A 23895-nucleotide genomic window follows, 5' to 3' on the forward strand; every position below is an offset into this window, starting at 1 on the left:
CCCGCGCCGTGCCACACTCAAGCCACGATTCGGTGGCGCAATTCGATACATATACCGCTGGTCTTGAACCGGCCACGGGGTATCCTGTTACCGGTTGGGGCGAGGGTTGGGGCGAGCCGCAACGGAACGGGAGTGCGAATCAATGGCCGATGACGGCTATCTCGAAGGACGTTGCCTGATTGCCATGCCCACAATCGGCGATCCTCGCTTTGACCGGACGCTGATCTACATGTGCGCCCACAGCGCCGACGGGGCCATGGGCCTTGTGGTCAACAAGCCTCTCGAGGACTTCTCCTTCGCCGCGCTCCTGGGGCAGATGGGGATCGAGGTGCGCAGCACGGCCGACGCCATCCGCCTTCACTTCGGCGGGCCCGTGGAGACGGGCCGGGGCTTCGTGCTGCACAGCGATGACTACATGCACGACGGCACCCTGCAGATCGCGACCGGTGTGGCGCTGACCGCAACCATCGACGTGCTCAAGGCCATGGCCTGCGGCGACGGGCCTCAGAGCAGCATTCTCGCGCTGGGTTATGCCGGCTGGGCGCCGGGCCAGCTCGACACCGAAATCCAGGCCAACGGCTGGTTGACCTGCGAGGCTGATCCGGAGTTGCTGTTCGGCGGCAATGTCGACGACAAGTGGCAGCAGGCGTTGTCGAGCATCGGCATCGATCCCGCGCTGCTCAGCACCGATGCCAGCGACATGGGCAGGCCGAACTAGGGCGCTTCCCGCTTCTGTCGTGCGATCCGCTCGCGCCATTCGGTATCGACCAGGGCGAAGAGCAGGTGATCGCGCCAGATGCCGTCGATCTTCAGGTAGCTTTGCGCCAGGCCTTCCATGCGGAAGCCGCGCGCTTCCAGAAGGCAGCGGCTCGGTTCGTTCGTCGGCAGGCAGGCGGCCTCCAGACGATGGAGGTCGAGACCGTCGAAGGCATGGCCAATCACCGGTTCGACCGCCTCGGTCATGTAACCCTGCCGGGCGTGGCGCTCGCCGATCCAGTATCCCAGGGTCGCGGCCTGGGCCACACCACGGCGAATATCGCTCAGCGTCACACCGCCGAGGAGCACGTCGTCCTCGGCGCGAAAAATGAGAAAGCTCTGGGCGATGCCCTGCTCGCGATCACGCGCCTGGGTCCTGAGTCGGCGGCGAAACGCGGCCTGGGTCAGAGCATCGCGCGGCCAGGTCGGTTCCCAGGGCTGCAGGAAGGCGCGGCTCTCATTGCGCAATCGCGCCCAGGCGCTCCAGTCATCCATCACGCCCTGGCGCAGAACCAGACGCCGGCTGGTGAGCTGCGTGCTGCCGGACTCGTTTGCAGGTTTGCGAAGAAGTCCGAACACCGGCGTCTCTAGTTGAAGCGGCTGGCGATGCGATCGTATTGACCGATGCCTTCCTTGGGCCCGATCGTCGCCACAGTCGGCGCGGGCTGATCGAGCAGGCGACCGGCGCAATCGCCAACATCCTGCGGGGTCACGGCATCCAGCCGCTCGACGACCTCGTCCTGCGGCATGGGCCGACCGTGGATCAGCATCTGGCGCGCCAGCACCTCGCAACGCGAGGTCGTGCTCTCGCGTGACATCAGAAGGCCTGCCTTGAGCTGGGTCCGGGCGCGTTCGATTTCCGCAACTTCGAGTCCATCGGCGGCGCGGACGAGCTCGTTGGCGATCACCTCGGACACCTCGGCACCATCCTCGTCGGCACAGCCCGCATAGATGCCGAACAGCCCGCCGTCGACGAAGGCCGAGTGGAACGCATAGATGGCATAGGCCAGTCCGCGCTTCTCACGAACCTCCTGGAAGAGGCGCGACGACATGCCGCCGCCCAGCGCGTTGGTGAAGAGCTGGACAGGGTAGTAGTGAGGGTCGTCAAAACCGAAGCCGTCGAAGCCAGCGATCAGATGAAGCTGCTCAACGTCGTCGTCCTGCCCGACGGTACCCCCGGCGTAACTCGCCGGTTCGGCAACATGGCCGTTCGACCGGCGCAAACCGGCGAACTGCTGCTCGGCCAGACGGACCAGCGCATCGTGGTCGACCCCGCCCGATGCCGCGAGGATCATGCTGTCGGCGGTGTAGTAGCGACCCATGAAGTCGAGCACCGACTGGCGCGTGAAACCCTCGACCCGTTCGGATGTGCCGAGAATCGAGCGGCCCATGGGCTGATCGGGGAAGGCACGCTCCTGGAAGAGGTCGAAGATCAGGTCATCGGGAGTGTCGTGAACCTGGGCAATCTCCTGCATCACGACCCAGCGCTCACGCTCCAGCTCGGTCTCATCGACCGCGGAGTTCTGCAGAATGTCGGCGAGCACATCGACTGCAAGCGGAACGTCGTTCTTCAGGACACGGGCGTAGTAGGCTGTGTGCTCACGCGACGTGTAGGCGTTCACGTGGCCGCCGACGTCCTCAATCTCCTGGGCGATCGCCTGGGCGTCACGCCGCGCAGTGCCCTTGAAGGCCATGTGTTCCAGGAGATGGGAAATGCCGTTGAGATCAGCGGGCTCGTCGCGCGCGCCGACATCGACCCAGACACCGACGGCAGCCGACTCGACCCCGTCGATCAAGTCTGTCGCGACACGCATACCGTTGTTCAGCGTGGTGACGTTAACAGTCATGATCCTCCCATGCCTCGCGCGGCGTCTTTGCGCGCTGTCACGAAGCCTTAACCAACAGAACTCCTTTACCGCGATTCGCGCGAAATGAAAGCCTGAACGGCGTCGAGATCGCTCGGTACGACGGTTGCCCTCTCGGGCAGGTCCATCACCCTTGCCAGTCCGGCCGGCATCTCTGGCCTGTGTCCAACAGCCGACGCGACCGCATCGGAGAACTTCGCGGGATGCGCCTGGGCGTGTGTGATGACCGGAACGGCGGGATTGACAGCACCCGTAGCACGTGCCGCGACGGTGCCGCAGGCCGTGTGAGGATCGACCGTAACACCGCGCTGCTCCTCCATGCGCCGGATCTCGGCACGGATACCCTCATCGTCGAGACGATGGCTCGCCATGAGCGCGGCAGCCCGGGCATGAGCGTCGGGCTGGACCTCGAACCCGCCCGACTGGGCCAGACGCGCCATCAGGCGGCCCGTCGCCTCGCTGTCGCGACCGTGCACCTCGAACAGCAAACGCTCGAAGTTGCTGGATACCTGGATGTCCATGCTGGGCGAGAGCGTCGGCACGACACCCGTCGGCCGGTACGAACCGCTGTCGAGAAAGCGATGGAGAATGTCGTTGGCATTGGTCGCCACAATGAGCCGTTCGATCGGCAGGCCCATCTGCTGCGCCACGTAGCCCGCAAACGCGGCGCCGAAGTTTGCCGAGGGGATCGCATAGGCAACCGGGCGGTCGGGCGCGCCGAGTCGCACGGCTGAAGCGACGTAGTAGGCCGCCTGCGCCATGACTCGCGCCCAGTTGATCGAGTTGACCGCCGCCATGTTGATCCGCTCACGGAATGCCTGATCGTTGAACATGGCCTTCACGAGCGCCTGACAGTCGTCGAAGGTTCCCTGGACGGCGATGCAGTGGACATTGGGCGCATCGACCGTGGTCATCTGGCGACGCTGGACCTCGCTGACCCGGCCTTCGGGAAACAGGATGAAGACGTCCATGTTGTCGCGCCCGGCACAGCCCGCGATCGCCGCCGATCCGGTATCGCCCGAAGTCGCGCCGACGATCGTGATGCGCTGGCCGCGGCGGTCGAGCGCACGGTCGAACAGGCGACCGAGAAGCTGCAGCGCGAGGTCCTTGAAGGCGAAGGTGGGACCGTGGAAGAGTTCCAGAAGCCAGTCGTTGTCGCCGGTCTGGATCATCGGAACGACGGCCGGGTGATCGAACACGGCGTAGGTCTCGGACGTCATCGCCTCGAGCGCGTCGAGTTCGATCCAGCCCTCAACGAAGGGGTGGATCACACGCGCGGCGATCCCGGCGTAAGGCATGCCCTGCATGGCGCGGAAGGCGTCTGCGTCCAGGCGGGGCCAGGTCTCGGGCAGGTAGAGCCCACCGTCCGAGGCGAGCCCCACCAGAAGCGCGTCTTCGAAGTCCAGGACGGGTGCTGTGCCCCTGGTGCTGAGATAACGCATGGTCAGCCGGGATAACGCTCTTCGAGATGGGATTCAAACGCCGAGGTCGGGAGCGGGGCGCCGGTCGCCTGTTCGCATGGCACCCCTCGCGGCACATATCATTTCGAGGTTTTTGGACTGCCACGGCGCATGCGGATATACGGCCTCGGCTTCGTCGAGAAGATCGGATGGCGACGAATCCGTCTTGTGCTCGCGGGCGAGCAGCTCCAGCACCACGAGCTTATCGACGCGCGGTTCCGCACCTCCCGACGGCAGGATCGTCTCGCGGTCCCAGTGCAGGACGCCGTGAATCTGGCTGAGCGCCATGATCCGGGCGAAGCGGTCTTCGAGCGCCTCCCGGACTGCGCTCATGCACTGTCTCCGTTGTCGTCCCGGCGGCGAAGGCGCAGGAACGCCACGACCGCGGCGGCACCGGCGAGCAGATACCAGGTGATGGCGTATTCGAGATGCCGGTTGGGTGGATCGAAACGGGCCTGACCACCCTCCAAAGCGGCATCGGTCGGGTCCTCATCGGCGTGGATCACGACAGGCAGCAGCGCGACCCCTGCTGTTTCGCCGGCCGCATCAAGGTCGATCCAGTACCAGGCCTCACCGGCCGGATCGTTATCATTGGTGAAGAGCGTCGGCGTTTCACCGGGGCGCATCACGCCCGTCACCGTAACGACCTCATCGGGTGCCGAGGAAACGGCCTCGAGCGCAAGCTTGAACGAATCGGCCCTCAGGGCACCGCGGTTGACGAGCACATAGTGGCCGTCGTCAAGCAGGAGCGGGGTGAGGATGTGATACCCGGGATTGCTGTCGGCCTTGATCCTGTAAAGCGCGAAGTTGCGCGGCATGAACCGGCCTTCCGCCACCACAGGGGTCCACTCCTGCTCCCCGGCGGGCAGCAGAAGGGCGTCTCCGAGCGCCATTGGCTCGCCCGCAAGGCGGGCCTCCATGGTCTCGATCAGGCCGGACTTCCAGGACAGCCGATAGAGCTGCCAAGTGCCCAGAGACAGCAACAGCGCGACGACAACGGCGGCGACGACAACAGCAACGGTCCGGCGGGCCATCGTTCAGTGATCCCCCGGCTCGTTCTCGAAGCCGGCGACACGGTGTTTGTATTGGAGTGCGATCGTCACAGCCTTGAAGGGACGCAGGAGCAACAACGACCCGCCGAGGATCAGAGGCACAAGGATCAGGGCATGGACCCGGAACGGCGGCTCGTAACTCAGTTCGATGCAGGCAGCGAAGACCGCCGTGAGGAGCCCGTAGATCGGGATGACGAAAACGGCCGGCCCGTCGCCGGCATCTTCATGGGCGAGCTTGAGACTGCAGACATCGCAGCCCTTCGCCACACTGGGATAGCCGCGACACAGCCTGCCCTCGCCGCAACGCGGGCAGCGGCAACCTGGCCCAGCGGAAAACGGGGACACGTAGCAGTCGTGGCCTGTCATGACCTGCCCTCTCAAGCAATGCCGGCCCGTTCGATCGAACGGGCCGGCATCGCAACGATAACAGCGGGGGTCAGTGGTGGGCGATCTCGCCCACGCCCCACCAGTAGATGCAGCAGAAAAGGAACAGCCAGACGACGTCGACGAAGTGCCAGTACCAGGCGGCCGCCTCGAAGCCGAAGTGCTGCTCGGGCGTGAAGTGGCCCTTGTAGGCACGCACCAGGCAGATCGCCAGGAAGATGGTTCCGACAATGACATGGAAGCCGTGGAAGCCGGTCGCCATGTAGAACGTCGAGCCGTAGATGTTGGCTCCGCCCGGATCGCCCCAGCCGAACGGCGAGATGGCGTACTCATAGGCCTGGAAGCTGGTGAAGGTCAGACCCAGCACGACGGTGACCCACAAGCCGGCGATCAGTTGATCCCGGTTGCCTTCCTTGAGCGCATGGTGCGCCCAGGTCACCGTCGTGCCCGAGGTCAGAAGGATCAGCGTGTTGATGAACGGCAGATCCCAGGGATCGAAGGTCATGATGCCTTCGGGTGGCCAGATCTTGCCCATCTGCTCGGTCGGGAACAGCGCGGCGTTGAAGTAGGCCCAGAACCAGGCGACGAAGAACATGACCTCCGACGCGATGAAGAGCGCCATGCCGTACCGCATGCCGAGCTGGACCACGGGGCTGTACGCCTTGTCGTGGTGCGCCTCGCGGATCACGTCGCGCCACCAGAAGAACATCGTGGTGAGCACGAGAACGACACCGGGCAGGAGCATCCACCAGCGCGATTCGTCGGCGAACATCATGATCGCGCCAAGCGCCAGCACGAGCGCGGAGAACGCACCCAGCGCCGGCCAGGGGCCCGGTTCGACCAGATAGTAGGGATGCTTCGGTGCGTGATCGGCCATGGGCCTCTCCCCCTCGTGTCAACTAGTTGGCGACCGCGCCGGTCCCATCGTCCAGCGCAGCGTTGGTTGTGGTTTCGGCGTCCTCAACCTGGAAGAAGGTATAGGACAGCGTGATGGTACGGACCTCGGAAGTCAGCGGATCGACGAACAGCTCCGGGTCGACGAAGAACGTCACCGGCATGGCCACGCTCTGACCGGGCTGAAGCGTCTGCTCGATGAAGCAGAAGCAGTCGATCTTGGCGAAATAGCCGCCGACCTTCTGCGGCGTCACGTTGTAGGTCGAGGTTCCCGCAACCGGTCGGGCGGTCGGGTTCGAGGCCTCGTAAAACGCGGTGATCTGCTTGCCGACGGGTGCGGTAATCTCCAGTTGCATGGGCTGGAAGTCCCACGGCATCCCGCGGGCGGTGTCGGCGTTGAAGCGGACGGTGACCAGCGGCGCATCGTCGGCGGCGCCCGGCGCCACGTCGGCCGTCGTGGTCGTTCCGCCGTAGCCGGTGACCCGGCAGAAAAGGTCATAGAGCGGCACGGCACCGGCTGTCAGCGCCGTCATGCAGGTCAGCACAAAAATGACGGACAGCACGGTCGTGCGGTTGCGTTCGTTGAGAGGACGCTTGCTCATCGCTCAGCCGCCCAGCTTGACGACCGTGATGATGTAGAACAGCACGACGCACCCCGCCAGAGCAAGACCCAGCGCGATGTTGCGCTTGCGCTTCTTCTGGCTGCCGGTGTCGTCATCAGCCATCTCACAACAATCCTGCCACGGCTTGATCGACCATGAGCAGCGCGAAGAGCAGAGCCAGATAGAGGATCGAGTACTTGAACATCCAGCGGGCCGCCTCGTCCGTCCGATGCCGGACGATCCGAACCGCGCCGCCGATGAAGACAAGCGACAAGAAACCCGCGCCAAGTGCGTAGACGAAGCCGGCCGCGCCGAGCAGCGAGGGCATCATCGACAACGGCAGCATCAGGAGACTGTAGATCAGAATCTGGCGGCGCGTCGTTTCCGCACCGGCCACAACCGGCAGCATCGGAATGCCCGCCGCCTGATAGTCGCCCGAACGATAGAGCGCCAGCGACCAGAAGTGCGGCGGCGTCCAGAAGAAGATGATGGCAAAAAGCGACAGCGAGGCCAGTGAGACGTCCCCCGTCACCGCAGCCCAGCCGATCATCGGCGGAAAGGCGCCCGCCGCACCGCCGATGACGATGTTCTGCGGCGTCCGGCGCTTGAGCCAGATCGTGTAGACGAAGACGTAGAACGCGATGGCCGTGGCCAGCAACGCGGCGGCGACCCAGTTGATCGCGAGGCCCATGACCATGACCGAGGCTGCGGCGAGAACGACACCGAACTGCAGCGCACTCTCAGGCTCGACACGACCGGCCGGGATCGGGCGATGGCGCGTGCGGCGCATGATCGAGTCGACATCACGCTCGTACCACATGTTGATGCAACCCGAAGCGCCTGCGCCCACGGCGATGCAGAACACAGCCACAATCGCGAGCACCGGATGCAGCGAGCCCGGCGCGACCATTAGGCCAACCGCGCCTGTGAACACGACAAGCGACATCACGCGCGGCTTGAGCAGCGCGAAGAAGTCGGACGGCGTTGCCGAAAGCGACGGCGCCGTTGCCGTGATGCCGGTGTCAGTTGTCACGTTGCCGGAACCTCAGCCCTGGCTCAGTGCGCCGAGGGACCCTTGGCGCCCATGTAGGGCGGATCCTCAAAGGTGTGGAACGGCGGCGGCGAATCGACCGTCCACTCCAGCGTCGTCGCACCCTCACCCCAGGGGTTGGCCGCACAGCGCTGTCTCTTCGAGACGTAGATCTCCCAGAGCACATAGAAGAAGACCAGCATGCCGAAGGCTGTGATGTAGGAGCCGATCGACGACACCATGTTCCAGCCGGCATATGCCTCCGGATAGTCCGGAATACGGCGCGGCATGCCCGCCATGCCCAGGAAGTGCTGCGGGAAGAACGTGACGTTCACACCGATCAGCGTGATCCAGAAGTGCAGCTTGCCGGCCCATTCCGGATACTGGTAGCCCGACATCTTGCCGATCCAGTAGTAGAAGCCGCCGAACAGCGCGAACACCGCGCCCAGCGACAGCACGTAGTGGAAGTGCGCGACAACGAAGTAGGTGTCGTGCATGGCATGGTCGATGCCGGCATTCGCCAGAAGCACACCCGTGACGCCACCCACCGTGAACAGGAAGATGAAGCCCAGGGCCCACAGAATCGGCGTCGTGAACTCTATCGATCCGCCCCACATCGTTGCGAGCCAGCTGAAGATCTTCACGCCCGTCGGCACTGCGATCACCATGGTGGCGACCACGAAATAGGCCTTGGTGTCGACGTTCATGCCGACCGTGTACATGTGGTGCGCCCACACGACGAAGCCGACGAAGCCGATCGCGACCATGGCGTAGGCCATGCCGAGATAACCGAAGATCGGCTTGCGCGAGAAGGTCGAGATGATGTGGCTGACGATACCGAAGGCCGGCAGGATCAGGATGTAGACCTCCGGGTGACCGAAGAACCAGAACAGGTGCTGGTAGAGGATCGGGTCACCGCCGAGCGCCGGATCGAAGAAGCCGGTATCGAAGTTGCGATCGGTCAGCAGCATGGTGATCGCGCCCGCCAGAACCGGCAGCGAAAGCACCAGAAGGAAGGCGGTCACCAGGACCGACCACGCAAAGAGCGGCATGCGATGGAGCGTCATGCCCGGTGCCCGCATGTTGAAGATCGTCGTGATGAAGTTGATCGCGCCCAGGATCGAGGACGCACCTGCGAGATGAATCGCGAGGATCAGACAGTCGACCGCCAGACCCGTGCTGTATGTTGTCGAGAGTGGCGCGTAGATTGTCCAACCGGCGCCGGTACCGCCGTCGATGAAGACTGATGCGACGACCAGGATGCCCGCGGGAACCAGCAGCCAGAAGCTGATGTTGTTCATGCGCGGGAATGCCATGTCGGGCGCGCCGATCATGAGCGGCACCATCCAGTTGCCGAAGCCGCCGATGAACACCGGCATGATCATGAAGAAGATCATGATCAGGCCGTGGCTGGTCATCAGAACGTTGTAGAGTTGATGGTCGCCACCGAGGATGCCCTCACCCGGCGATGCCAACTCCATGCGGAGCAGGATCGACATGGCGAACCCGACGAGACCGAAGACGAACCCGTAGATCAGGTACATCGTTCCGATGTCCTTGTGGTTCGTCGAATAGAGGTATCGCAGGAAACCCGTGGGATGGTGATCGTCGTGGGCGTGGACGTGGCTCTCGCTCATCTTGTCTCTCTCTTCCGCGTTGACGCTATCGCGTTACCGGTTCAGTTCTGGTCGTTGGCGGCCAACTCGACCTTGTCGGCCGGCACCTTGCCCTGGGCAACCTGTTGCTCGTTCACCCATGCTTCGAATTCTTCGGGCGACACGGCTTCGACCATGATGGGCATGAAACCATGGAGCTGACCGCAAAGCTCGGAGCATTGGCCGTAGTACATGCCCTCGGTGTTGAGCTCGATCCAGAACTCGTTGAGGCGGCCCGGCACCGCATCCATCTTCGCGCCAGCCGCTGGGAGCGCCCAGGCGTGGATGACGTCTTCGGAGGTCAACTGCACACGTATGACCTGACCGACCGGCAGCACGACGGCCTCGGCGGTGGTCAGCAGGCGCAGTTGCCCGGGCTCAAGCTGGTCTTCGGGCACATACGACCCATCGACCTCAATGCCGCCGTGATCGGGATACTCGTAATACCAGCTCCACTGGTAGCCGACGGCCTTGATGGTGATGTCGGCCTCGGGGATCGTTTCCTCGTAATAGAGCAGGCGCAGGGACGGAATGGCGATGCCGACCAGAATGAGGATCGGCACGACCGTCCATACCACCTCGAGCGTGGTGTTGTGTGTGTTGGTCGATGCTTCCGGATTGCTGCTCCGTTTGAAGCGGAACAAGATGTAGGCCATCAGTGCCAGAACGAACGCCGAAATGACGATCATCATCGGGAAGAGGGCCCAGTCGTAGAACGAGTAGATGCGTTCCATGATGGGAGACTGGGCTTCCTGGAAGCCCCATTGCCATTCTACCGGGGCGCCGATCGTTTCCTGCGCCAGCGCCGAAGATACGCCCACCAGAACGGCACCAGCCGCTGCCACGAAACCCAGGAGCGATGTTTTCACCGCGTCTCTCCTTATATTTTGCTGCGGACACCACCGGGTACGTATCCGCAAGCCGAGCGTACCATCCCGGTGAGCCGGATTTCAGGCCCGCCGCCCCCTTATCCGGGTCGCCAAGGGATGGTCTTTACATGCGGACAATACACGAGCCGGAGCGCGTTTCACAAGCCCGTGACAACGTGAAAAACTGCCCGAAAATGTGAGGAATTCTCACTTTCAGGATGATGGTCTTTGCTGCGACAGGGGCCATATCGAGAAGTCGAACCGAGGAGAGTTGCCATGAGCCAGACGCCGTCACCTGACGAGCTGTTTTTCACCAGGAGCGGCATGGACGAAAGCCGTGTTGTCGGGATTGTCGGCGATGCCCTGCGCGGCGCGGATGACGGCGAGCTTTTCATGGAGTATCGCCAGTCCGAAGCTCTGGCTTTCGATGACGGCAGGCTCAAGACGGCCAGCTACGACGTGTCCCAGGGCATCGGAATCCGGCGCGTCGTCGAGGAAGCGACGGCCTATGCTCACGCTTCGGAACTTTCGGAAGCCGCGGTCAAGCGGGCCGCCGACACGGTGCGCGCGGTCGACGGCCGCGCCGGCGAGATCGCCGCAGCGCCGACGGGCACAAACCGGCAGCTCTATGGCGACGCCAATCCGCTGAGCGAGATGTCGTTCGACGACAAGGTGCGCCTGTTGCAGCAGATCGACAGCTACCTGCGCGACAAGGATGATCGCGTGCGCCAGGTGACCGTCTCACTCACCGGCAACTGGCAGGTCGTCTGCATCCTGCGCGCCGACGGCAGCAAGGCAACCGACGTGCGCCCTCTGATCCGACTCGACGTATCCTGTGTCGTCGGCGACGGTGATCGCATGGAATCCGGCAGCATGGGCACCGGTGGCCGGATGCTCTGTCACGACTTCGTCCAGCCCGAGGCATGGCAGGCCCAGGCCGACGAGGCCTTGCGCTGCGCCCTCGTGAATCTCAAATCGATCGCCGCACCTGCGGGCGAGATGCAGGTCGTCCTGGGTCCGGGCTGGCCGGCCGTTCTGCTGCACGAGGCGATCGGCCACGGCCTGGAAGGCGACTTCAACCGCAAGAAGACCTCGGCCTTCTCCGGCCTGATGGGCAAACGGATCGCCTCGCCCGGCGTCACGGTTGTCGACAACGGCACGATCGCCGATCGCCGCGGATCGCTCGCGATCGACGACGAAGGCACGCCGACCTCCAACACCGTGCTGATCGAGGACGGCATCCTCACAGGTTACATGCACGATCGCATGAACGCCCGGCTGATGGGCCATGAAGTCACCGGCAACGGCCGGCGCGAGAGTTACGCGCACCAGCCGATCCCGCGCATGACCAACACCTACATGCTGTCGGGCGACCGCGATCCCGAGGAGATCGTGAGCTCGGTCAAGAAGGGTCTCTATGCCGTCAACTTCGGTGGCGGGCAGGTCGATATCACCAACGGCAAGTTCGTCTTCTCGGCGTCGGAGGCCTACCTGATTGAGAACGGCAAGGTTGGGCCGGCCTTGAAGGGCGCGACCCTGATCGGCAACGGCCCGGACGTTCTGACCAGGGTATCGGCCATCGGCAACGACATGGCGCTCGACAAGGGCATCGGCACCTGCGGCAAGGCCGGCCAGGGCGTGCCCGTGGGCGTCGGCCAGCCGACCATGCTGATCGAGGCACTGACGGTCGGCGGCACGCAGGCCTGACCTGCATCGGCCTCGGCCGACAGCTGCGCAATCAGATCGGGCACGATGTCGATGCCGACGTAGTCGACATCGAGACTCAGACGCCGGATCCAGCTGGCGTCGCCGCATGGCGCATCAAGCAGCACGCGGGTCTGCAGTCGCGCCAGCAGGACCGGAAGCGCGGCCCGCAAGGTATCGGTTTCGGCGTCTTCGGAGCCCAGGCCGGAGGTCGACGTCGCGGCCCCCCAGAGGTTGGTCCGATGAATCCTGACGAAACGTTGCCTGAGATCGAGACCGCGGAACTGCACACGATCCGCATCGAACCGGCGATGTGCAAGAACAGGAGGCCGGTCTGCGTCGTTCACTGTATCTAGAACGCTAACTCCGTGAAGACCCGCTCGATGTCACCCTTCCAGGCGTTCTCGTAGCGATCGAGCAGGTCATCAGCGGGCGTGCGGCCGGAGACGACGATCTCCATCAGCGAGTCGAGGAAGTGCACTTCGTCGAGGCTGCCATCGTACTCGCGCCGCAGCCGCAGGCCCTCGCACGAGATCGCCAGCATCTTCTGGGCGACGTCCTGGACGGTGCCGTCGCGGAAGGGCGCCTTCAGGCCCATCGACGGGACGTCGTCCTTCATCTTGACCTGCTCGTTCCAGGTCCAGTCCTTCACCAGGTCCCAGGCGGCATCAAGCGCCGTCTGCTCGTAGAACAGGCCGGTCCACAGCGCGGGCAGCGCGCAGATGCGGCGCCAGCTTGCGCCGTCGGCACCGCGCACCTCCATATAGCGCTTGATGCGGACGTCGGGGAACAGCGTGGTCAGGTGGTCTTCCCAGTCCGTCACGGTCGGGATTTCGCCGGGCAGCGCGGGCAGCTTGCCCTCAAGGAAGTCGCGGAACGACATGCCCGAGGCGTCGATGTACTGGCTGTCGCGCATCACGAAGTACATCGGAACGTCGAGCGCATAGTCGACGTAACGCTCAAAGCCGAAGCCGTCCTCGGTGGCGAACCTCAGGAGCCCGGAGCGGTCGTTGTCGACGTCGGTCCAGACATGGGCGCGCTTGGAGACGTAGCCGTTTGGCTTACCTTCGGTGAAGGGCGAGTTGGCAAAGAGTGCGGTGGCGACCGACTGCAGCGCCTGGGCGACCCGGAACTTCTGCACCATGTCGGCCTCGGAGCCGAAGTCGAGGTTCGCCTGGATCGTGCAGGTCCGGATCATCATGTCGAGGCCCATGGTGCCGACCCTGGGCATGTACTCGCGCATGATCTTGTAGCGGCCCTTGGGCATCCACGGCACATCCTCACGCGTGTCGCGCGGACGGAAGCCAAGGCCGAGGAAGATGATGCCGAGTTCCTCGGCGATCTCCTTGCACTGGTCGAGATGGGCGTTCACCTCCCGGCATGTCTCGTGCAGCGTCCTGAGCGGTGCGCCCGAAAGCTCGACCTGACCGCCCGGCTCAAGCGAGACGTGCTGACCGTCCTTCCTCAGGCCGATCACGTTCTCGCCCTCGTTCATCGGCTCCCAGCCGAAGCGCTGCAGTTCCTCCAGGATGGCCCGGATGCCGTTCTGCGCATCGTAGGTCAGCGGCGCGAAGGTCGTGGCGTCGTATGCGAACTTCTCGTGTTCGGTACCGATCAGCCAGGTTTGCTTGGGCTTGCACCCGGTTTCCAAGCGCTCGATGAGCTGCGCCTTGCTGGTGATCGGTGTCGTGTTCTGCGTGGAAGGAATGGACACGGCCGGTCGCCCCCTATGCCGTGGAATGGGTCACGGAGCGGACGCCCCGTCCCGATCAGTCGCGATGGGTGCCACAGCCCGCGTACTTTGCCAAGCGGCAAGCGCAGCCACGGCGGCCGTCTCGACCCGAAGGATGTTGGGCCCCAGAGAGACCGGCACGACCGCGGGCCGGGCCTTGAGGCGTTCCAGCTCCTCGGGCGCAAAGCCGCCTTCGGGGCCGACCAGAAAGGCGGCGGGGCCATCGGGCCAATCGGCTGCGGGTCTGCCGCTGCCGGTTTCGTCACAAACCATAAGGGGTCTGACCTCGGGCCAGCCGTTCAAAAGATCGTCAAGCGACTGCTGATCGGCGCAGTCAGGCAGGTCCAGTCGGCCGCATTGCTCGGCAGCCTCGAGCGCCCAGCCTTCCATTCTGTCCCGCCGCGCGAGCGGTGGTTCCGTCCGGGCCAGCGTCACAGGCTGCAGGCGTGTGGCACCGAGTTCGGTGACCTTCTCGACGAGGAAGCGCAGGCGATTCTTCTTCGGCGGCGAGAACAACAACCAGGGACCGTCGGCCAGAACCTGCGGACGCAGCCGTTCCGAACAGATAGCACCGTCGCCGTCGAACAAGGCCAGCCACTCGCCGTCCACGCCGTTGAACAGGCGCAGCGCATCGCCTTGCCCGAGCCGCATGACACGTGCGAGATAGTGACGCTGTTCGGATGGCAGCGCAACTGGCGCGTCCGCCGACAGCGGAGACGAGACATGGAGGCGCGGCATGGGCCGCCCGTCACGGCGCATGGACCCTCTCAGGCGATGATCGCTTCCAGCGATAGCCCGAAGCCCGCCGCACCGGCAAGCTGGGTCGACGCCCGCGCGCCCGGGCCGTTGCGGCCGTGGCTCCACCTGGCGCGTGCCGGCGGCCCGATCGGCTACTGGCTCCTGATGTGGCCGTGCTGGTGGTCGGTGGCTCTGGCCGGTGGCGGCTTGCTCCACGTCGACCTCTTCGTGCTGTTCCTCATCGGCGCGATCGTCATGCGCGCGGCAGGCTGCGTGATCAACGACATCCTCGACCGCGACATCGACGCCCAGGTCGAACGCACCAGGACCCGTCCGCTCGCCAGCGGCGCGGTGACGCTGCGCGGTGCCCTGATCTATCTCGCACTCCTGCTCCTGCTCGGTTTGGCCGTCCTTCTGCAGCTGAACAAGGCCGCTATCATCATCGGCGCCGCATCGCTCGGGCTGGTCGCGCTCTATCCCCTGATGAAGCGCCTGACCTATTGGCCCCAGCTCTTCCTGGGTCTGACCTTCAACTGGGGGGCGCTGGTCGGCTGGACAGCCATGGAGGGAAGCCTCTCGCTCGCCCCGCTGATGCTTTATGCCGGCTGCATCTGCTGGACCATCGGCTACGACACAATCTATGCTCACCAGGACAAGGCCGACGACATCAAGATCGGTGTGAAATCGACCGCGCTGCGCTTCGGCAACAGGACCAAACCCATCGTGTCCGTCTTCTACGTTCTGTTCGTGGTGGGACTGGTCGCTGCCGGCATCGAGACCGATCGGGCCTGGTACTACTACCCCTTCCTGCTGGTGATCCTCGCTCAGCTCAATTGGCAGGTCAGGACGGTCATCCTGGACGATCCGAACTCCTGCAAGCAGCGCTTCGCGTCGAACGGCCAGATCGGTATCTACTACTTCCTGGTTCTTCTGGTGACCTAGGCAGGAGCGTCGACTGACTGCGGGGTACCGTCTGCAGGCGTGTGCGTCTTTGTTCAAGGCGGTTCCCATCGCTCGAAACGGGATGAGGCCAGCAGCAGAAACCCTAAGGCTGCAGTTTCGGGGGCTGTTGACAGTGAAATTCTGATCAATAATTCTGATTGCGAGGCAGAATGGAGTGGTGGAATACTGCTCTCACATTTTCACGACATGTTGAGCCTGTTATCAGCGACAACGAACCGGCCTGGGCGGCCTAGAGGGAGGACACGATGCCGACATCAACAAACCATGACGACCTGAGAGCACTTGCCGTGACGCGCGGCCTGAACCGCCGCGAGTTCATGAACGCCGCTGCAGCGTCCGGCCTGACCGTGGCTGCGGCCAGCACGCTCTGGTCCGAGGTTGCCGTGGCCGAACCGATGCACGGCGGACATGTCACGATCGGCTGCGACGGCGGTGCGGCGGTCGACAGCTTCGATCCACTCAAGGCGCAAGGTGCCGACCACATCACGCAGGCGGCCTTCTGCCGATTCGACACGCTGACCGAACCGGGCCCGGACGGCTCGCCCATGGGCAGCCTGGCCGAAAGCTGGGATGTCTCGGATGACGGCGCGACCTGGACCTTCAAGCTGCGCGAGGCGGAGTTCCACAACGGCAAGACCGTAACCGCCGCCGACGTTGTTTACTCGCTCAATCTGCATCGCAGCGAAGATAACCTCTTCGCTGAAGGCAAGAACATCATCGGCGCGCTCGGCGAGATTCGTGCCGACGGACCCGACACCGTCGTGATGGTGCAGAACGAGGTGAACTTCGACCTGCCCACCCATCTGACCGCGTTCGGACTGCTGATCGGCCCGGAAGGCACGACAGACTGGGAGACGGCGCCGGGGACCGGCCCCTACGCGCTGGAGGAGTTCGAGCCCGGCATCAACTTCATCGGTGCGAAGTATGCCAACTTTTACCGCGACGATCAGGGCTACTTCGACTCCGTTGAGATTCTCAACATTGATGACCCGGCGTCACGCTCGAGCGCGTTGCTCGGTGGCTCGGCCGATGTCATCGGCCAGCCCGACGCGCGTACTGCCGGCCTGCTGGGCCAGACCTCCGGTTACTCGCTGCTCGAGGTGCCGGGCACCCAGCACTACACGACGGCGATGCGGACCGATTTGGATCCGCTCACCGACAACAATCTCCGGCTCGCCGTGAAGTACGGTATCAAGCGGCAGGAGATCGTCGACAAGATCTTCGGCGGCTACGGCTATGTCGGCAATGACCATCCGATCGGCCGCAACACGCAGTTCTTCAACACCGATCTGCCGCAGCGCGAATACGATCCCGAGAAGGCTGCCTATCACCTCAAGCAGGCCGGCTTCGACAGCATCGACCTGACGCTGTCGGCGAGCGATGGCGCCTTCGCGGGGTCGGTCGACATGAGCGTGCTGATGGCCGAGTCGATGAAGGAGGCCGGTATCAACGTGACCGTCGACCGCGCGCCGGGTGATGGCTACTGGTCCGAGGTCTGGCGCGTGGCACCGTGGTGCTGCGTCTACTGGAGCGGCCGCCCGACGGTCGACTGGATGCTGACCTCGACCTACGTCTCGTCCTCATCGTGGAATGACACGTACTTCAAGAACGAGCACTTTGACTCGGTCTTGGCTGCCGCCCGCGGGGAACCGGACGAGACTCTACGTCGCGAGATGTACTTCGAGCTTCAGGAAATCCTGAACATGGACGGTGGGACGACGGTGGTTGCCTTCGCCAGCTCGCTCATCGGCGCATCCGACCGCTTGGCCCACGGTGCGGTCGGCGGCACTCGCCGTCTCGACGACTCGCGGCTTGCCCGCCGATGGTGGGCCGCCGACGGAGAGGCCTGACGGTCTGCACGGACTGTGAGAGGGGCGGCGTATCTGGCGCCGACCCATCTCCTGTGTGAGCCGCCATGACATCGCGTGATGACGGAACCGTCGCCTTCTGCGAGGTCGAGCATCTCTGGATTCCCATGCCGGACGGCACGCGTCTCGCCGCGCGTCTGTGGCTGCCGGAGGGTGCCGAACGCGCGCCGGTCCCGGCCGTCCTTGAGTACATTCCCTATCGCAAGCGCGACCTGACCCGATTGCGCGATGAGCGCAATCACAGGGTCTTTGCAGCCGCGGGTTATGCGTCGATGCGTGTCGACATGCGTGGCTCGGGCGACTCCGAAGGCCTGATGGTTGACATGTACGGCGCTGACGAACTTGATGACGCCATCGCCGTGATCACCTGGCTTAGCGAACAGCCTTGGTGCGACGGCAACGTCGGCATGTTCGGGCAGTCCTGGGGCGGCACGGCCAGCCTGCAGGCGGCGCAGCGGCGGCATCCCGCCCTGAAAGCGGTGCTGGCCTGCTGCGGCACCAACAACCGGTTCGATGATGATATCCACCATATGGGCGGCTGCCTGCTGACCGACACGGTCGAGTGGGGTGCCCAGCTTCCGGCAATCATTGCCTCCCCACCGGATCCGCAGTCGGTCGGCGACGGCTGGCGGGCGCAGTGGATGACCCGCCTCGAGGCCCAGACGTTCCCTCTGGAGAACTGGATCCGCCACGAATGGCGCGACGACTACTGGCGTCATGGTGCGGTCAACGAAGACCCAGACGCGATCGCTTGTCCCGTCCTGGCCGTCGGCGGTTGGGCCGACCGCTACAGCAACACGGTCATGACCCTGCTCGAACAGCTCGGCGACCGGGCATGGGGCATTGTCGGGCCTTGGGGCCATCACTACGCCTTCTCTGGCAACCCGGGTCCGATCATCGGTTTCCAGCAGGAAGCGCTGCGCTGGTGGGATCGCTGGCTCAAAGGGATCGACACCGGCATCGACCGGGAGCCTCACTTGCGCGTCTGGCGCATGGAGTACCAGCAGCCGGCCGACTGGGTCGCCGAGCGCACGGGATGCTGGATCGCCGAGATATTCTGGCCCTCGCCCCGTGTGACGCCCCAGACGTTCCATCTTGCCGATGGTCGCCTCAACGGGTCCGGTGAGCCACCGACAGGAACGGCCGCGGTGCCTGTCTCGGGCGTCGTCGGTCTCAAGGCCGGCGACACCGGCTACTTCGGTCGGGTGGGCGGTCTGCCGCTGGCCCAGCAGGACGACGACGTGGGCGCACTGGTGTTCGAGTCCGCGCCGCTTGAGGCGCCCTTCGACGTCTTGGGCCAGCCGGTGCTCGAGCTCAAGGTGCTGTCCGACCAGCCGGTGGCGACACTGCACGTGCGCCTCAACGACGTGCCGCCCGAGGGCGACGTCGGACGCGTCAGCTATGTCATCCGCAACCTGGCGCTCGACGACGGCGGCAGCCCCGATGACACACTTGCCGAGAGCGGTCGTCGCCGCTGCCGCATCGTCTTCCCCAACACCGCCTATCGTTTCGAGGCGGGCCACCGCATCCGGCTGGTGCTCGCCGATTCATGCTGGCCGCAGATCTGGCCCGCCCCGGACCTGGCGCATCTCAGCATCGAGCAGGCCTCCGCACGGCTCCATCTGCCGCGGCGCAACGGCGATGATGCGGCCGATCGTCATGTCACCTTCGCAAGACCGCTGCCTGCGCATGACGCCCAGAACGAAGTGCTGCGCAACGCGATCGTCGACCGCACGGTGCAACACGACTCGGAGACCGGCCGCATCACCGCCGCCTGGCACAACACGCCATCGCTGGTCCGCTTCGGCGCAACCGGCCTGGAATTCGGTTCGGAGACGCGCTGCGAGCACACGGTCCTGCCGGGCAGTCCCCAGAGCGCAACATGCCGCGTCGAACACAGCCTGAGCTATCGACGCGACGACTGGTTCGTCGAGGTGCGCTGCGTGGCGGAGCTTTCGTCGACCCCGACGACCTTTCAGCCGCGCGGCCGTCTCACGGTTCGCGAAAACGGAGAGACCCTGTTCGAGCGCGACTGGTCGCCCAACATCCCCCGTACCTGCTCCTGACCCACGCGGTCAGTAGATCGTCTGACGAACGCGCTCCGGATACGCGGCCTCGTCGGCGTCGTGATCGGCCTCGGCCTCGACAAGGAAGTGGGCTAGCTCGCCGAGATGACGGCTGCGGATCTCCGCGCCGATCGCGTTGACGCCTCCGGGGAAAAGCGATAAATCGCGCTTGGTGCGTATTTCAGCCGTTTGCACAGCTTGCGCACAGTTCAGTCCGTCGACCCGCTGTCGCGGATCAACGCTTCGACGGTCCCAACGATACGTTCGGCCGAAAGTGTGGCGCGGGCCACGGCATGTCCCCCCAACTCGTCGGATCGGGGCTTGTTGACGTCCCGTTCCTCCGCCGCGCATTCCAGTGAACCGCGTTCATCGTTCAATTGCTGTGGATGAAACGAGCCTTGTCGGTGTCCGTAACGCACGGAATTTGTTGAACGAATCACCGTGTAACCAGAACGGGAGACCTTTGAAGCCATGCCGTCGCGCAGCATCCCCAGAACAATCCACAGATTGGGACGAGTCGTTTTCGGCCTCGTTCTCAGCCTGTCGATGGCGGTGCACGCCGACGAGGACTCACCCATCGTGGTGTTCGGCGCGGCAAGCACGACCGATGCGATGACTGCCCTGGCCGATCGCTTCACCCAGGACACCGGCATCCCGGTTCTGACCGCCTTCGCGTCGAGCTCCTCGCTCGCGCGCCAGATCGAACATGGAGCACCAGCTGCCGTGTTCGTTGCCGCAAACCCGGCCTGGATGAACTACTTGGATGATCAGGGGTTGCTGGCTGAGGGCACAAGGCGACCGGTCGCCGGTAATCGCCTGGTTCTGATCGGTCTGGCCGATTCCGGACAACGACTCGGGGGTGCCGGACTGACGGAAACACTGTACATCGGTCTCGGTAAGGATGGCAGGCTAGCCGTGGGCGATCCGCTTCATGTCCCGGCAGGCATTTATGCCCTGCAGGCGATCGACGCTCTGGGCCTGCGTGCGGACCTGGAACCGCGCCTGGCGCGCGCCGCGGATGTGCGCGGTGCGCTGGCGCTGGTCGAACGCGGCGAGACGCCGCTCGGCATCGTCTATGCCACCGACGCCGCCGTGACAGACCGGGTGGTGGTGGTCGCCGGCGTACCGAGTACCTTGCACGATTCCGTTCTCTACCCCGCCGCCGTGGTGGCGGCCGGCGACGGCGAGGCGGCCCGCCGGTTCTTGGATTTTCTCTCGGGTCCCGAGGGGATCGCGGCCTTCTCCGAAGCGGGTTTCACAGCCCCGCCCTGACGTCAGCTCTCGACGATCAAGCGGCTCTCGGTTGTCAGTCCTGCGAGAATCTCTTCGAAATCGTCGCGCGTGAAGGCAACGCACCCGGCCGTCGGACCCCAGTCATGGCGTGCGAGGTGCAGGAAGATGGCGCTGCCCGCGCCCGCAACCGGCGGATCATCGTTGTGCCCAACCACAACGACGAGGTCGTAGAGATGGTCGTCGCGCCACATCTCCTCGTGGCTGGCGTCGAAGGGCAGGCGGACCGGGTGGTTGTAGTCGGTATGATCGGGCGCATCGCACCAGCCGTCGTCCGGCGCGATGGGTGCGGATGGCAGGATACATCGAGGTGGTTCACCCTTGTCCGGGCGGTAGAGCAGGTGGCGCAGCGGCCAGGTGCCGACTGGCGTACCGCCGTCGCCCTCGCGCTTGTTGGCGACGATGCCGCCGGACCCCAGGGCGCAGCGGTAATCCTTGCCGCCGAACCGGCAGACCCCGTCGGCGCTGACGACGAGATCGCTCACGGTTTCTCGGTGGCGCGGCGGTCGACGCCGCGCTCGGTCAGGACGGTGTCGAACCGTTCGAGCTGTGCCATGGCGCGACCCAGCACGGTGTCGGGCGGGTAAACGCCGTTCGCGTCGGGTTCGCCGGCGGGAACGCCAGTCAGGAGTTCGATCGCCTCGGCTGCGGTCGTCACCGACCAGACATGGAAACGGTCCTCGCGCATGGCCTCGACTACCTCGTTCTTGAGTATGAGGTTGCGTTCGTTGCTGACCGGGATGATCGCCCCCTGCTTGCCGGTCAGGCCGGCCTCGGCGCAGGAGCGGAAGAAGCCCTCAATCTTGTGGTTGGCCCCACCGATCGCCTGGACCTCGCCAGCCTGGTTGAGCGAGCCGGTCATGGCGATGTCCTGGCGCACGGTCAGGCCGGCGAGCGAGGACAGGATGGCGCAGGTCTCGGCCAGCGAGGCCGAATCGCCTTCGACCCCGCCGTAGGACTGCTCGAAGGTGATCGAACACGAGAACGACAGCGGGAAGCGCCGGGCGAAAAGACCGTTGAGATAACCCTCGACGATCATCGCGCCCTTCTGCTGGATCGGACCGCCCATGGCGACGCGTCGTTCAATGTTCATGATGCCGTAGGCCCCGGCATAGGTCCGTGCGGTGATCCGGCTGGGCAGGCCGAAGCTGTGGTCGCCCAAGCCCAGGTAGACCATGCCATTGACCTGGCCGATCTTGCTACCGTCGGTGTCGATCATCACCGTGCCATCGGTGATGCGCTCTTGGCTGTGCGCCTCGGGTCGGCCGTTGCGTCTCCGCCGCTCGATGATAGCGCGCTCGATGCAGTCACCGCTGATCTCGTCCTTGCCGGAGAGCTTGCCGGCCTCGGACAGAAGGTCGGCGATGAGCTCGAAACGCGACGAGAGCTTCTCCCGGTTGTCGGCCCAGCGCGAGGCGTGGCCCATCAGGCTGTCGATCGCGCCGCCGTCGCAGCGCCGGCCTTGGGCGACGGCCTGTTTCTGGATCAGCCGGGCGAAGAGGGCGACATCGTCGTCGTTGGCCGGGACCTGCGGATTGATCTCGGCCTTCACCTTGAAGTTCGTGCGGAACTCCGGATCGGTGCCGAGCAGCCGGTGATACCAGACCGGCGCGCCAACCAGCACGACCTTGACGTCGAGCGGGATGGGTTTCGGCTTCGGCGTGCCCGTCAGCGGCACGCTGCCGTAGCGGTGCAGCTCCTCAATGCGGATCTCGTGATCCCGCAGCGCACCCTTCAGGAAATGCCAGGTGACCTGCTGGGCGGCGATGGCGTCGGCGCGCAGAACCAGGATGCCGCCGTTGGCGCGGTGCAGCGCGCCGCCGCGAATCATCGTGAAGTCGGTATGCAGCGTACCCGTGACCGGCAGGTACTCGATGGCCCCGAAGACATTCTCATAGGTCGGGTTCGGCTCCAGCACCACGTTGGGATGCGCGGTGTCGCCGTTGTCGACCAGCAGATTCACCGCATAGCGGCGGTTGAGTTCGCCGGTCCCCCGGGTCGACTGCTCGCCGTCCGGAACCGGCTTGGCTTGCGGCGGCTGCCGCTGGGCGGCCTGGCCGTCCTGCTGCTGCATGTGCTGCTGGAAGAGATGCAGGTTGTCGAGGATGTCGGCGCGCAGCTCGGCCAGCCAGCGGGTCAGACCCTGGTGTCCGCTGTAGTTCGCCTCCAACTCCGAAAGAAGCGTGCCGGTGGTCTCGTCGGCGGTGTTGCGATTGATCTTGCGGATGTCGCGCATCAGGTCCAGCTCGGCTCGGCGTGCGTTGGCGCGCAATTCCATCATCGCCGGGTCGAGCGTCTCGACCGCCGATTCGAGCACCGCCCGGCGATCGTCCGGCAGCGCCATCAGCTCTTCCTGACTCAGCGGTTTGCCATCGTCGCCGATGATGACGAGCGAGAGCCCCTGCGGTCCCGACCAGACATCGAGCCCCTGGGCGTGCGCCATCTGGCGCAACTCGCCATAGGCCGAATCGAGCTGCGCCTTGGTGTCCTCCTGAGCGGTGCGGATCCTATCGGCATAGGCGTCCGAGGTGAAAGCCTTCTTGAGCGCGTCGGTCAGGGCGGGCAAGAGCTCCGCCATGCCGTCGCGAAACTGGCGCCCCTTGCCGGCGGGCAGGCGCACTGGTCGCGGCTTGTGGGGACGGCGGAAGTTGTTGAGATAGACCCAGTCGCTCGCTGGCTCCCCGCCCTCGACATGGTCCTCGAGATACTCGAGCGTCGCATCCATCCGGCCCGACCGGTCTTCGCCCAGCACAAAGACATTGTAGCCGGGGTCCGACATCGAAAGCGCGAAGTCGAGCGCATCCCGCGCCAGCGCGTGTGACGACAAGTCGAACAGCTGAATGTCGTCAAGCCCGTCCGTACTGGCATCGAACCGGCCGGCAAAGCTGGGCCGGCAGACAACATCATGGGAAAGCTTCCTGGCGGGCATAGGCGGGTCCCTGGACTGGTGTTGTCGACAGCCTCCCA

General features: G+C 64.7%; 23 protein-coding genes. 6 read left to right on the forward strand and 17 right to left on the reverse strand.

The features are described 5' to 3' along the window. Positions 1 to 142: 142 nt before the first annotated feature. The gene (locus tag GDA49_11255; GenBank protein ID MBC6440958.1) at positions 143 to 718 is read left to right on the forward strand and encodes a YqgE/AlgH family protein; all 576 of its coding nucleotides are present in this window, start codon (positions 143 to 145) and stop codon (positions 716 to 718) included. Here GDA49_11255 and GDA49_11260 read toward each other — a convergent pair. From GDA49_11260 to coxB, 11 genes are all read right to left on the reverse strand, one after another. After that, a complete protein-coding gene (locus tag GDA49_11260) occupies positions 715 to 1251 on the reverse strand; it encodes a GNAT family N-acetyltransferase (protein ID MBC6440959.1) in 537 nt (178 codons plus the stop codon). The genes GDA49_11255 and GDA49_11260 overlap by 4 nt on opposite strands. Positions 1252 to 1343: 92 nt before the next feature. Beyond that, the gene (locus GDA49_11265; protein ID MBC6440960.1) at positions 1344 to 2603 is read right to left on the reverse strand and encodes an insulinase family protein; all 1260 of its coding nucleotides are present in this window, start codon (positions 2601 to 2603) and stop codon (positions 1344 to 1346) included. 65 nt (positions 2604 to 2668) lie between these two features. Continuing rightward, on the reverse strand, positions 2669 to 4063 hold the full coding sequence (locus GDA49_11270) for a threonine synthase (GenBank protein MBC6440961.1): 1395 nt from the start codon (positions 4061 to 4063) through the stop codon (positions 2669 to 2671). A 33-nt stretch (positions 4064 to 4096) separates the two neighbouring features. Beyond that, the gene (locus GDA49_11275) at positions 4097 to 4414 is read right to left on the reverse strand and encodes a hypothetical protein (protein ID MBC6440962.1); all 318 of its coding nucleotides are present in this window, start codon (positions 4412 to 4414) and stop codon (positions 4097 to 4099) included. After that, positions 4411 to 5115 (reverse strand): SURF1 family protein, encoded by a 705-nt coding sequence (locus GDA49_11280; GenBank protein ID MBC6440963.1) that lies wholly within the window; start codon positions 5113 to 5115, stop codon positions 4411 to 4413. The genes GDA49_11275 and GDA49_11280 overlap by 4 nt, the downstream gene beginning before the upstream one ends. 3 nt (positions 5116 to 5118) lie before the next feature. Further along, positions 5119 to 5499, reverse strand: a complete 381-nt coding sequence (locus tag GDA49_11285) for a DUF983 domain-containing protein (GenBank protein ID MBC6440964.1) — start codon at positions 5497 to 5499, stop codon at positions 5119 to 5121. Between the two features lie 70 nt (positions 5500 to 5569). Further along, positions 5570 to 6394 (reverse strand): cytochrome c oxidase subunit 3, encoded by an 825-nt coding sequence (locus GDA49_11290; GenBank protein MBC6440965.1) that lies wholly within the window; start codon positions 6392 to 6394, stop codon positions 5570 to 5572. A gap of 22 nt (positions 6395 to 6416) precedes the next feature. Beyond that, positions 6417 to 7013, reverse strand: coding sequence for a cytochrome c oxidase assembly protein (locus GDA49_11295; GenBank protein MBC6440966.1), 597 nt, complete (start codon positions 7011 to 7013; stop codon positions 6417 to 6419). A gap of 124 nt (positions 7014 to 7137) precedes the next feature. Further along, entirely contained in the window at positions 7138 to 8046 is a 909-nt protein-coding gene (locus GDA49_11300; GenBank protein ID MBC6440967.1) for a protoheme IX farnesyltransferase, read from the reverse strand. A 23-nt stretch (positions 8047 to 8069) separates the two neighbouring features. Continuing rightward, complete coding sequence (gene ctaD, locus GDA49_11305) at positions 8070 to 9680, reverse strand: cytochrome c oxidase subunit I (GenBank protein ID MBC6440968.1); 1611 nt, start codon at positions 9678 to 9680, stop codon at positions 8070 to 8072. A 41-nt stretch (positions 9681 to 9721) separates the two neighbouring features. Further along, entirely contained in the window at positions 9722 to 10582 is an 861-nt protein-coding gene (gene coxB, locus GDA49_11310; GenBank protein ID MBC6440969.1) for a cytochrome c oxidase subunit II, read from the reverse strand. A 261-nt stretch (positions 10583 to 10843) separates the two neighbouring features. Between coxB and tldD the strand changes: the two genes are divergently transcribed. Next, positions 10844 to 12274: a metalloprotease TldD gene (gene tldD, locus GDA49_11315; GenBank protein ID MBC6440970.1), complete on the forward strand. Its 1431-nt coding sequence runs from the start codon at positions 10844 to 10846 to the stop codon at positions 12272 to 12274. 349 nt (positions 12275 to 12623) lie between these two features. Here tldD and GDA49_11320 read toward each other — a convergent pair whose 3' ends face one another. After that, positions 12624 to 13985: a glutamate--cysteine ligase gene (locus tag GDA49_11320; protein MBC6440971.1), complete on the reverse strand. Its 1362-nt coding sequence runs from the start codon at positions 13983 to 13985 to the stop codon at positions 12624 to 12626. Between the two features lie 30 nt (positions 13986 to 14015). Continuing rightward, entirely contained in the window at positions 14016 to 14762 is a 747-nt protein-coding gene (locus GDA49_11325; GenBank protein ID MBC6440972.1) for a 16S rRNA (uracil(1498)-N(3))-methyltransferase, read from the reverse strand. A 15-nt stretch (positions 14763 to 14777) separates the two neighbouring features. On the opposite strand from GDA49_11325, the gene GDA49_11330 reads away from it, so the two are divergent. The 3 genes from GDA49_11330 to GDA49_11340 all read left to right on the forward strand — a co-directional run bounded on the left by GDA49_11330 (position 14778) and on the right by GDA49_11340 (position 19638). Further along, positions 14778 to 15683 carry a 4-hydroxybenzoate octaprenyltransferase gene (locus tag GDA49_11330; protein ID MBC6440973.1) on the forward strand — a complete coding sequence of 302 codons (906 nt, stop codon included), beginning with the start codon at positions 14778 to 14780 and terminating at the stop codon, positions 15681 to 15683. A gap of 266 nt (positions 15684 to 15949) precedes the next feature. Continuing rightward, the gene (locus tag GDA49_11335; protein MBC6440974.1) at positions 15950 to 17554 is read left to right on the forward strand and encodes an ABC transporter substrate-binding protein; all 1605 of its coding nucleotides are present in this window, start codon (positions 15950 to 15952) and stop codon (positions 17552 to 17554) included. A gap of 65 nt (positions 17555 to 17619) precedes the next feature. Then, positions 17620 to 19638 carry a CocE/NonD family hydrolase gene (locus GDA49_11340; GenBank protein ID MBC6440975.1) on the forward strand — a complete coding sequence of 673 codons (2019 nt, stop codon included), beginning with the start codon at positions 17620 to 17622 and terminating at the stop codon, positions 19636 to 19638. A gap of 9 nt (positions 19639 to 19647) precedes the next feature. Here GDA49_11340 and GDA49_11345 read toward each other — a convergent pair whose 3' ends face one another. Together GDA49_11345 and GDA49_11350 are read right to left on the reverse strand one after the other, a co-directional pair. Beyond that, a complete protein-coding gene (locus GDA49_11345) occupies positions 19648 to 19833 on the reverse strand; it encodes a hypothetical protein (GenBank protein ID MBC6440976.1) in 186 nt (61 codons plus the stop codon). Positions 19834 to 19847: 14 nt separating this feature from the next. Next, on the reverse strand, positions 19848 to 20126 hold the full coding sequence (locus GDA49_11350) for a hypothetical protein (protein MBC6440977.1): 279 nt from the start codon (positions 20124 to 20126) through the stop codon (positions 19848 to 19850). Between the two features lie 19 nt (positions 20127 to 20145). Here GDA49_11350 and modA point away from each other — a divergent pair, with 19 nt between their 5' ends. After that, positions 20146 to 20910 carry a molybdate ABC transporter substrate-binding protein gene (gene modA / locus GDA49_11355; protein MBC6440978.1) on the forward strand — a complete coding sequence of 255 codons (765 nt, stop codon included), beginning with the start codon at positions 20146 to 20148 and terminating at the stop codon, positions 20908 to 20910. A gap of 2 nt (positions 20911 to 20912) precedes the next feature. Here modA and GDA49_11360 read toward each other — a convergent pair whose 3' ends face one another. Together GDA49_11360 and GDA49_11365 are read right to left on the reverse strand one after the other, a co-directional pair. Further along, positions 20913 to 21413: a L,D-transpeptidase family protein gene (locus GDA49_11360; GenBank protein MBC6440979.1), complete on the reverse strand. Its 501-nt coding sequence runs from the start codon at positions 21411 to 21413 to the stop codon at positions 20913 to 20915. Then, positions 21410 to 23857, reverse strand: a complete 2448-nt coding sequence (locus GDA49_11365; GenBank protein MBC6440980.1) for an AAA family ATPase — start codon at positions 23855 to 23857, stop codon at positions 21410 to 21412. The genes GDA49_11360 and GDA49_11365 overlap by 4 nt, the downstream gene beginning before the upstream one ends. Positions 23858 to 23895 lie beyond the last annotated feature (38 nt).

The organism is Rhodospirillales bacterium (genome assembly GCA_014323865.1).
GTDB lineage: Bacteria > Pseudomonadota > Alphaproteobacteria > SP197 > SP197 > SP197.

Coding starts and splice junctions, on each gene's coding strand:
- tldD (MBC6440970.1), top strand. CDS start 10,844: ATGAGCCAGACGCCGTCACCTGACGAGCTGTTTTTCACCAGGAGCGGC.
- GDA49_11260 (MBC6440959.1), bottom strand. CDS start 1,251: ATGGATGACTGGAGCGCCTGGGCGCGATTGCGCAATGAGAGCCGCGCC.
- GDA49_11330 (MBC6440973.1), top strand. CDS start 14,778: ATGATCGCTTCCAGCGATAGCCCGAAGCCCGCCGCACCGGCAAGCTGG.
- GDA49_11295 (MBC6440966.1), bottom strand. CDS start 7,013: ATGAGCAAGCGTCCTCTCAACGAACGCAACCGCACGACCGTGCTGTCC.
- GDA49_11265 (MBC6440960.1), bottom strand. CDS start 2,603: ATGACTGTTAACGTCACCACGCTGAACAACGGTATGCGTGTCGCGACA.
- GDA49_11340 (MBC6440975.1), top strand. CDS start 17,620: ATGACATCGCGTGATGACGGAACCGTCGCCTTCTGCGAGGTCGAGCAT.
- ctaD (MBC6440968.1), bottom strand. CDS start 9,680: ATGAGCGAGAGCCACGTCCACGCCCACGACGATCACCATCCCACGGGT.
- GDA49_11270 (MBC6440961.1), bottom strand. CDS start 4,063: ATGCGTTATCTCAGCACCAGGGGCACAGCACCCGTCCTGGACTTCGAA.
- GDA49_11275 (MBC6440962.1), bottom strand. CDS start 4,414: ATGAGCGCAGTCCGGGAGGCGCTCGAAGACCGCTTCGCCCGGATCATG.
- GDA49_11255 (MBC6440958.1), top strand. CDS start 143: ATGGCCGATGACGGCTATCTCGAAGGACGTTGCCTGATTGCCATGCCC.
- GDA49_11335 (MBC6440974.1), top strand. CDS start 15,950: ATGCCGACATCAACAAACCATGACGACCTGAGAGCACTTGCCGTGACG.
- GDA49_11285 (MBC6440964.1), bottom strand. CDS start 5,499: ATGACAGGCCACGACTGCTACGTGTCCCCGTTTTCCGCTGGGCCAGGT.
- GDA49_11350 (MBC6440977.1), bottom strand. CDS start 20,126: ATGCTGCGCGACGGCATGGCTTCAAAGGTCTCCCGTTCTGGTTACACG.
- GDA49_11280 (MBC6440963.1), bottom strand. CDS start 5,115: ATGGCCCGCCGGACCGTTGCTGTTGTCGTCGCCGCCGTTGTCGTCGCG.
- GDA49_11325 (MBC6440972.1), bottom strand. CDS start 14,762: ATGCGCCGTGACGGGCGGCCCATGCCGCGCCTCCATGTCTCGTCTCCG.
- GDA49_11290 (MBC6440965.1), bottom strand. CDS start 6,394: ATGGCCGATCACGCACCGAAGCATCCCTACTATCTGGTCGAACCGGGC.
- GDA49_11365 (MBC6440980.1), bottom strand. CDS start 23,857: ATGCCCGCCAGGAAGCTTTCCCATGATGTTGTCTGCCGGCCCAGCTTT.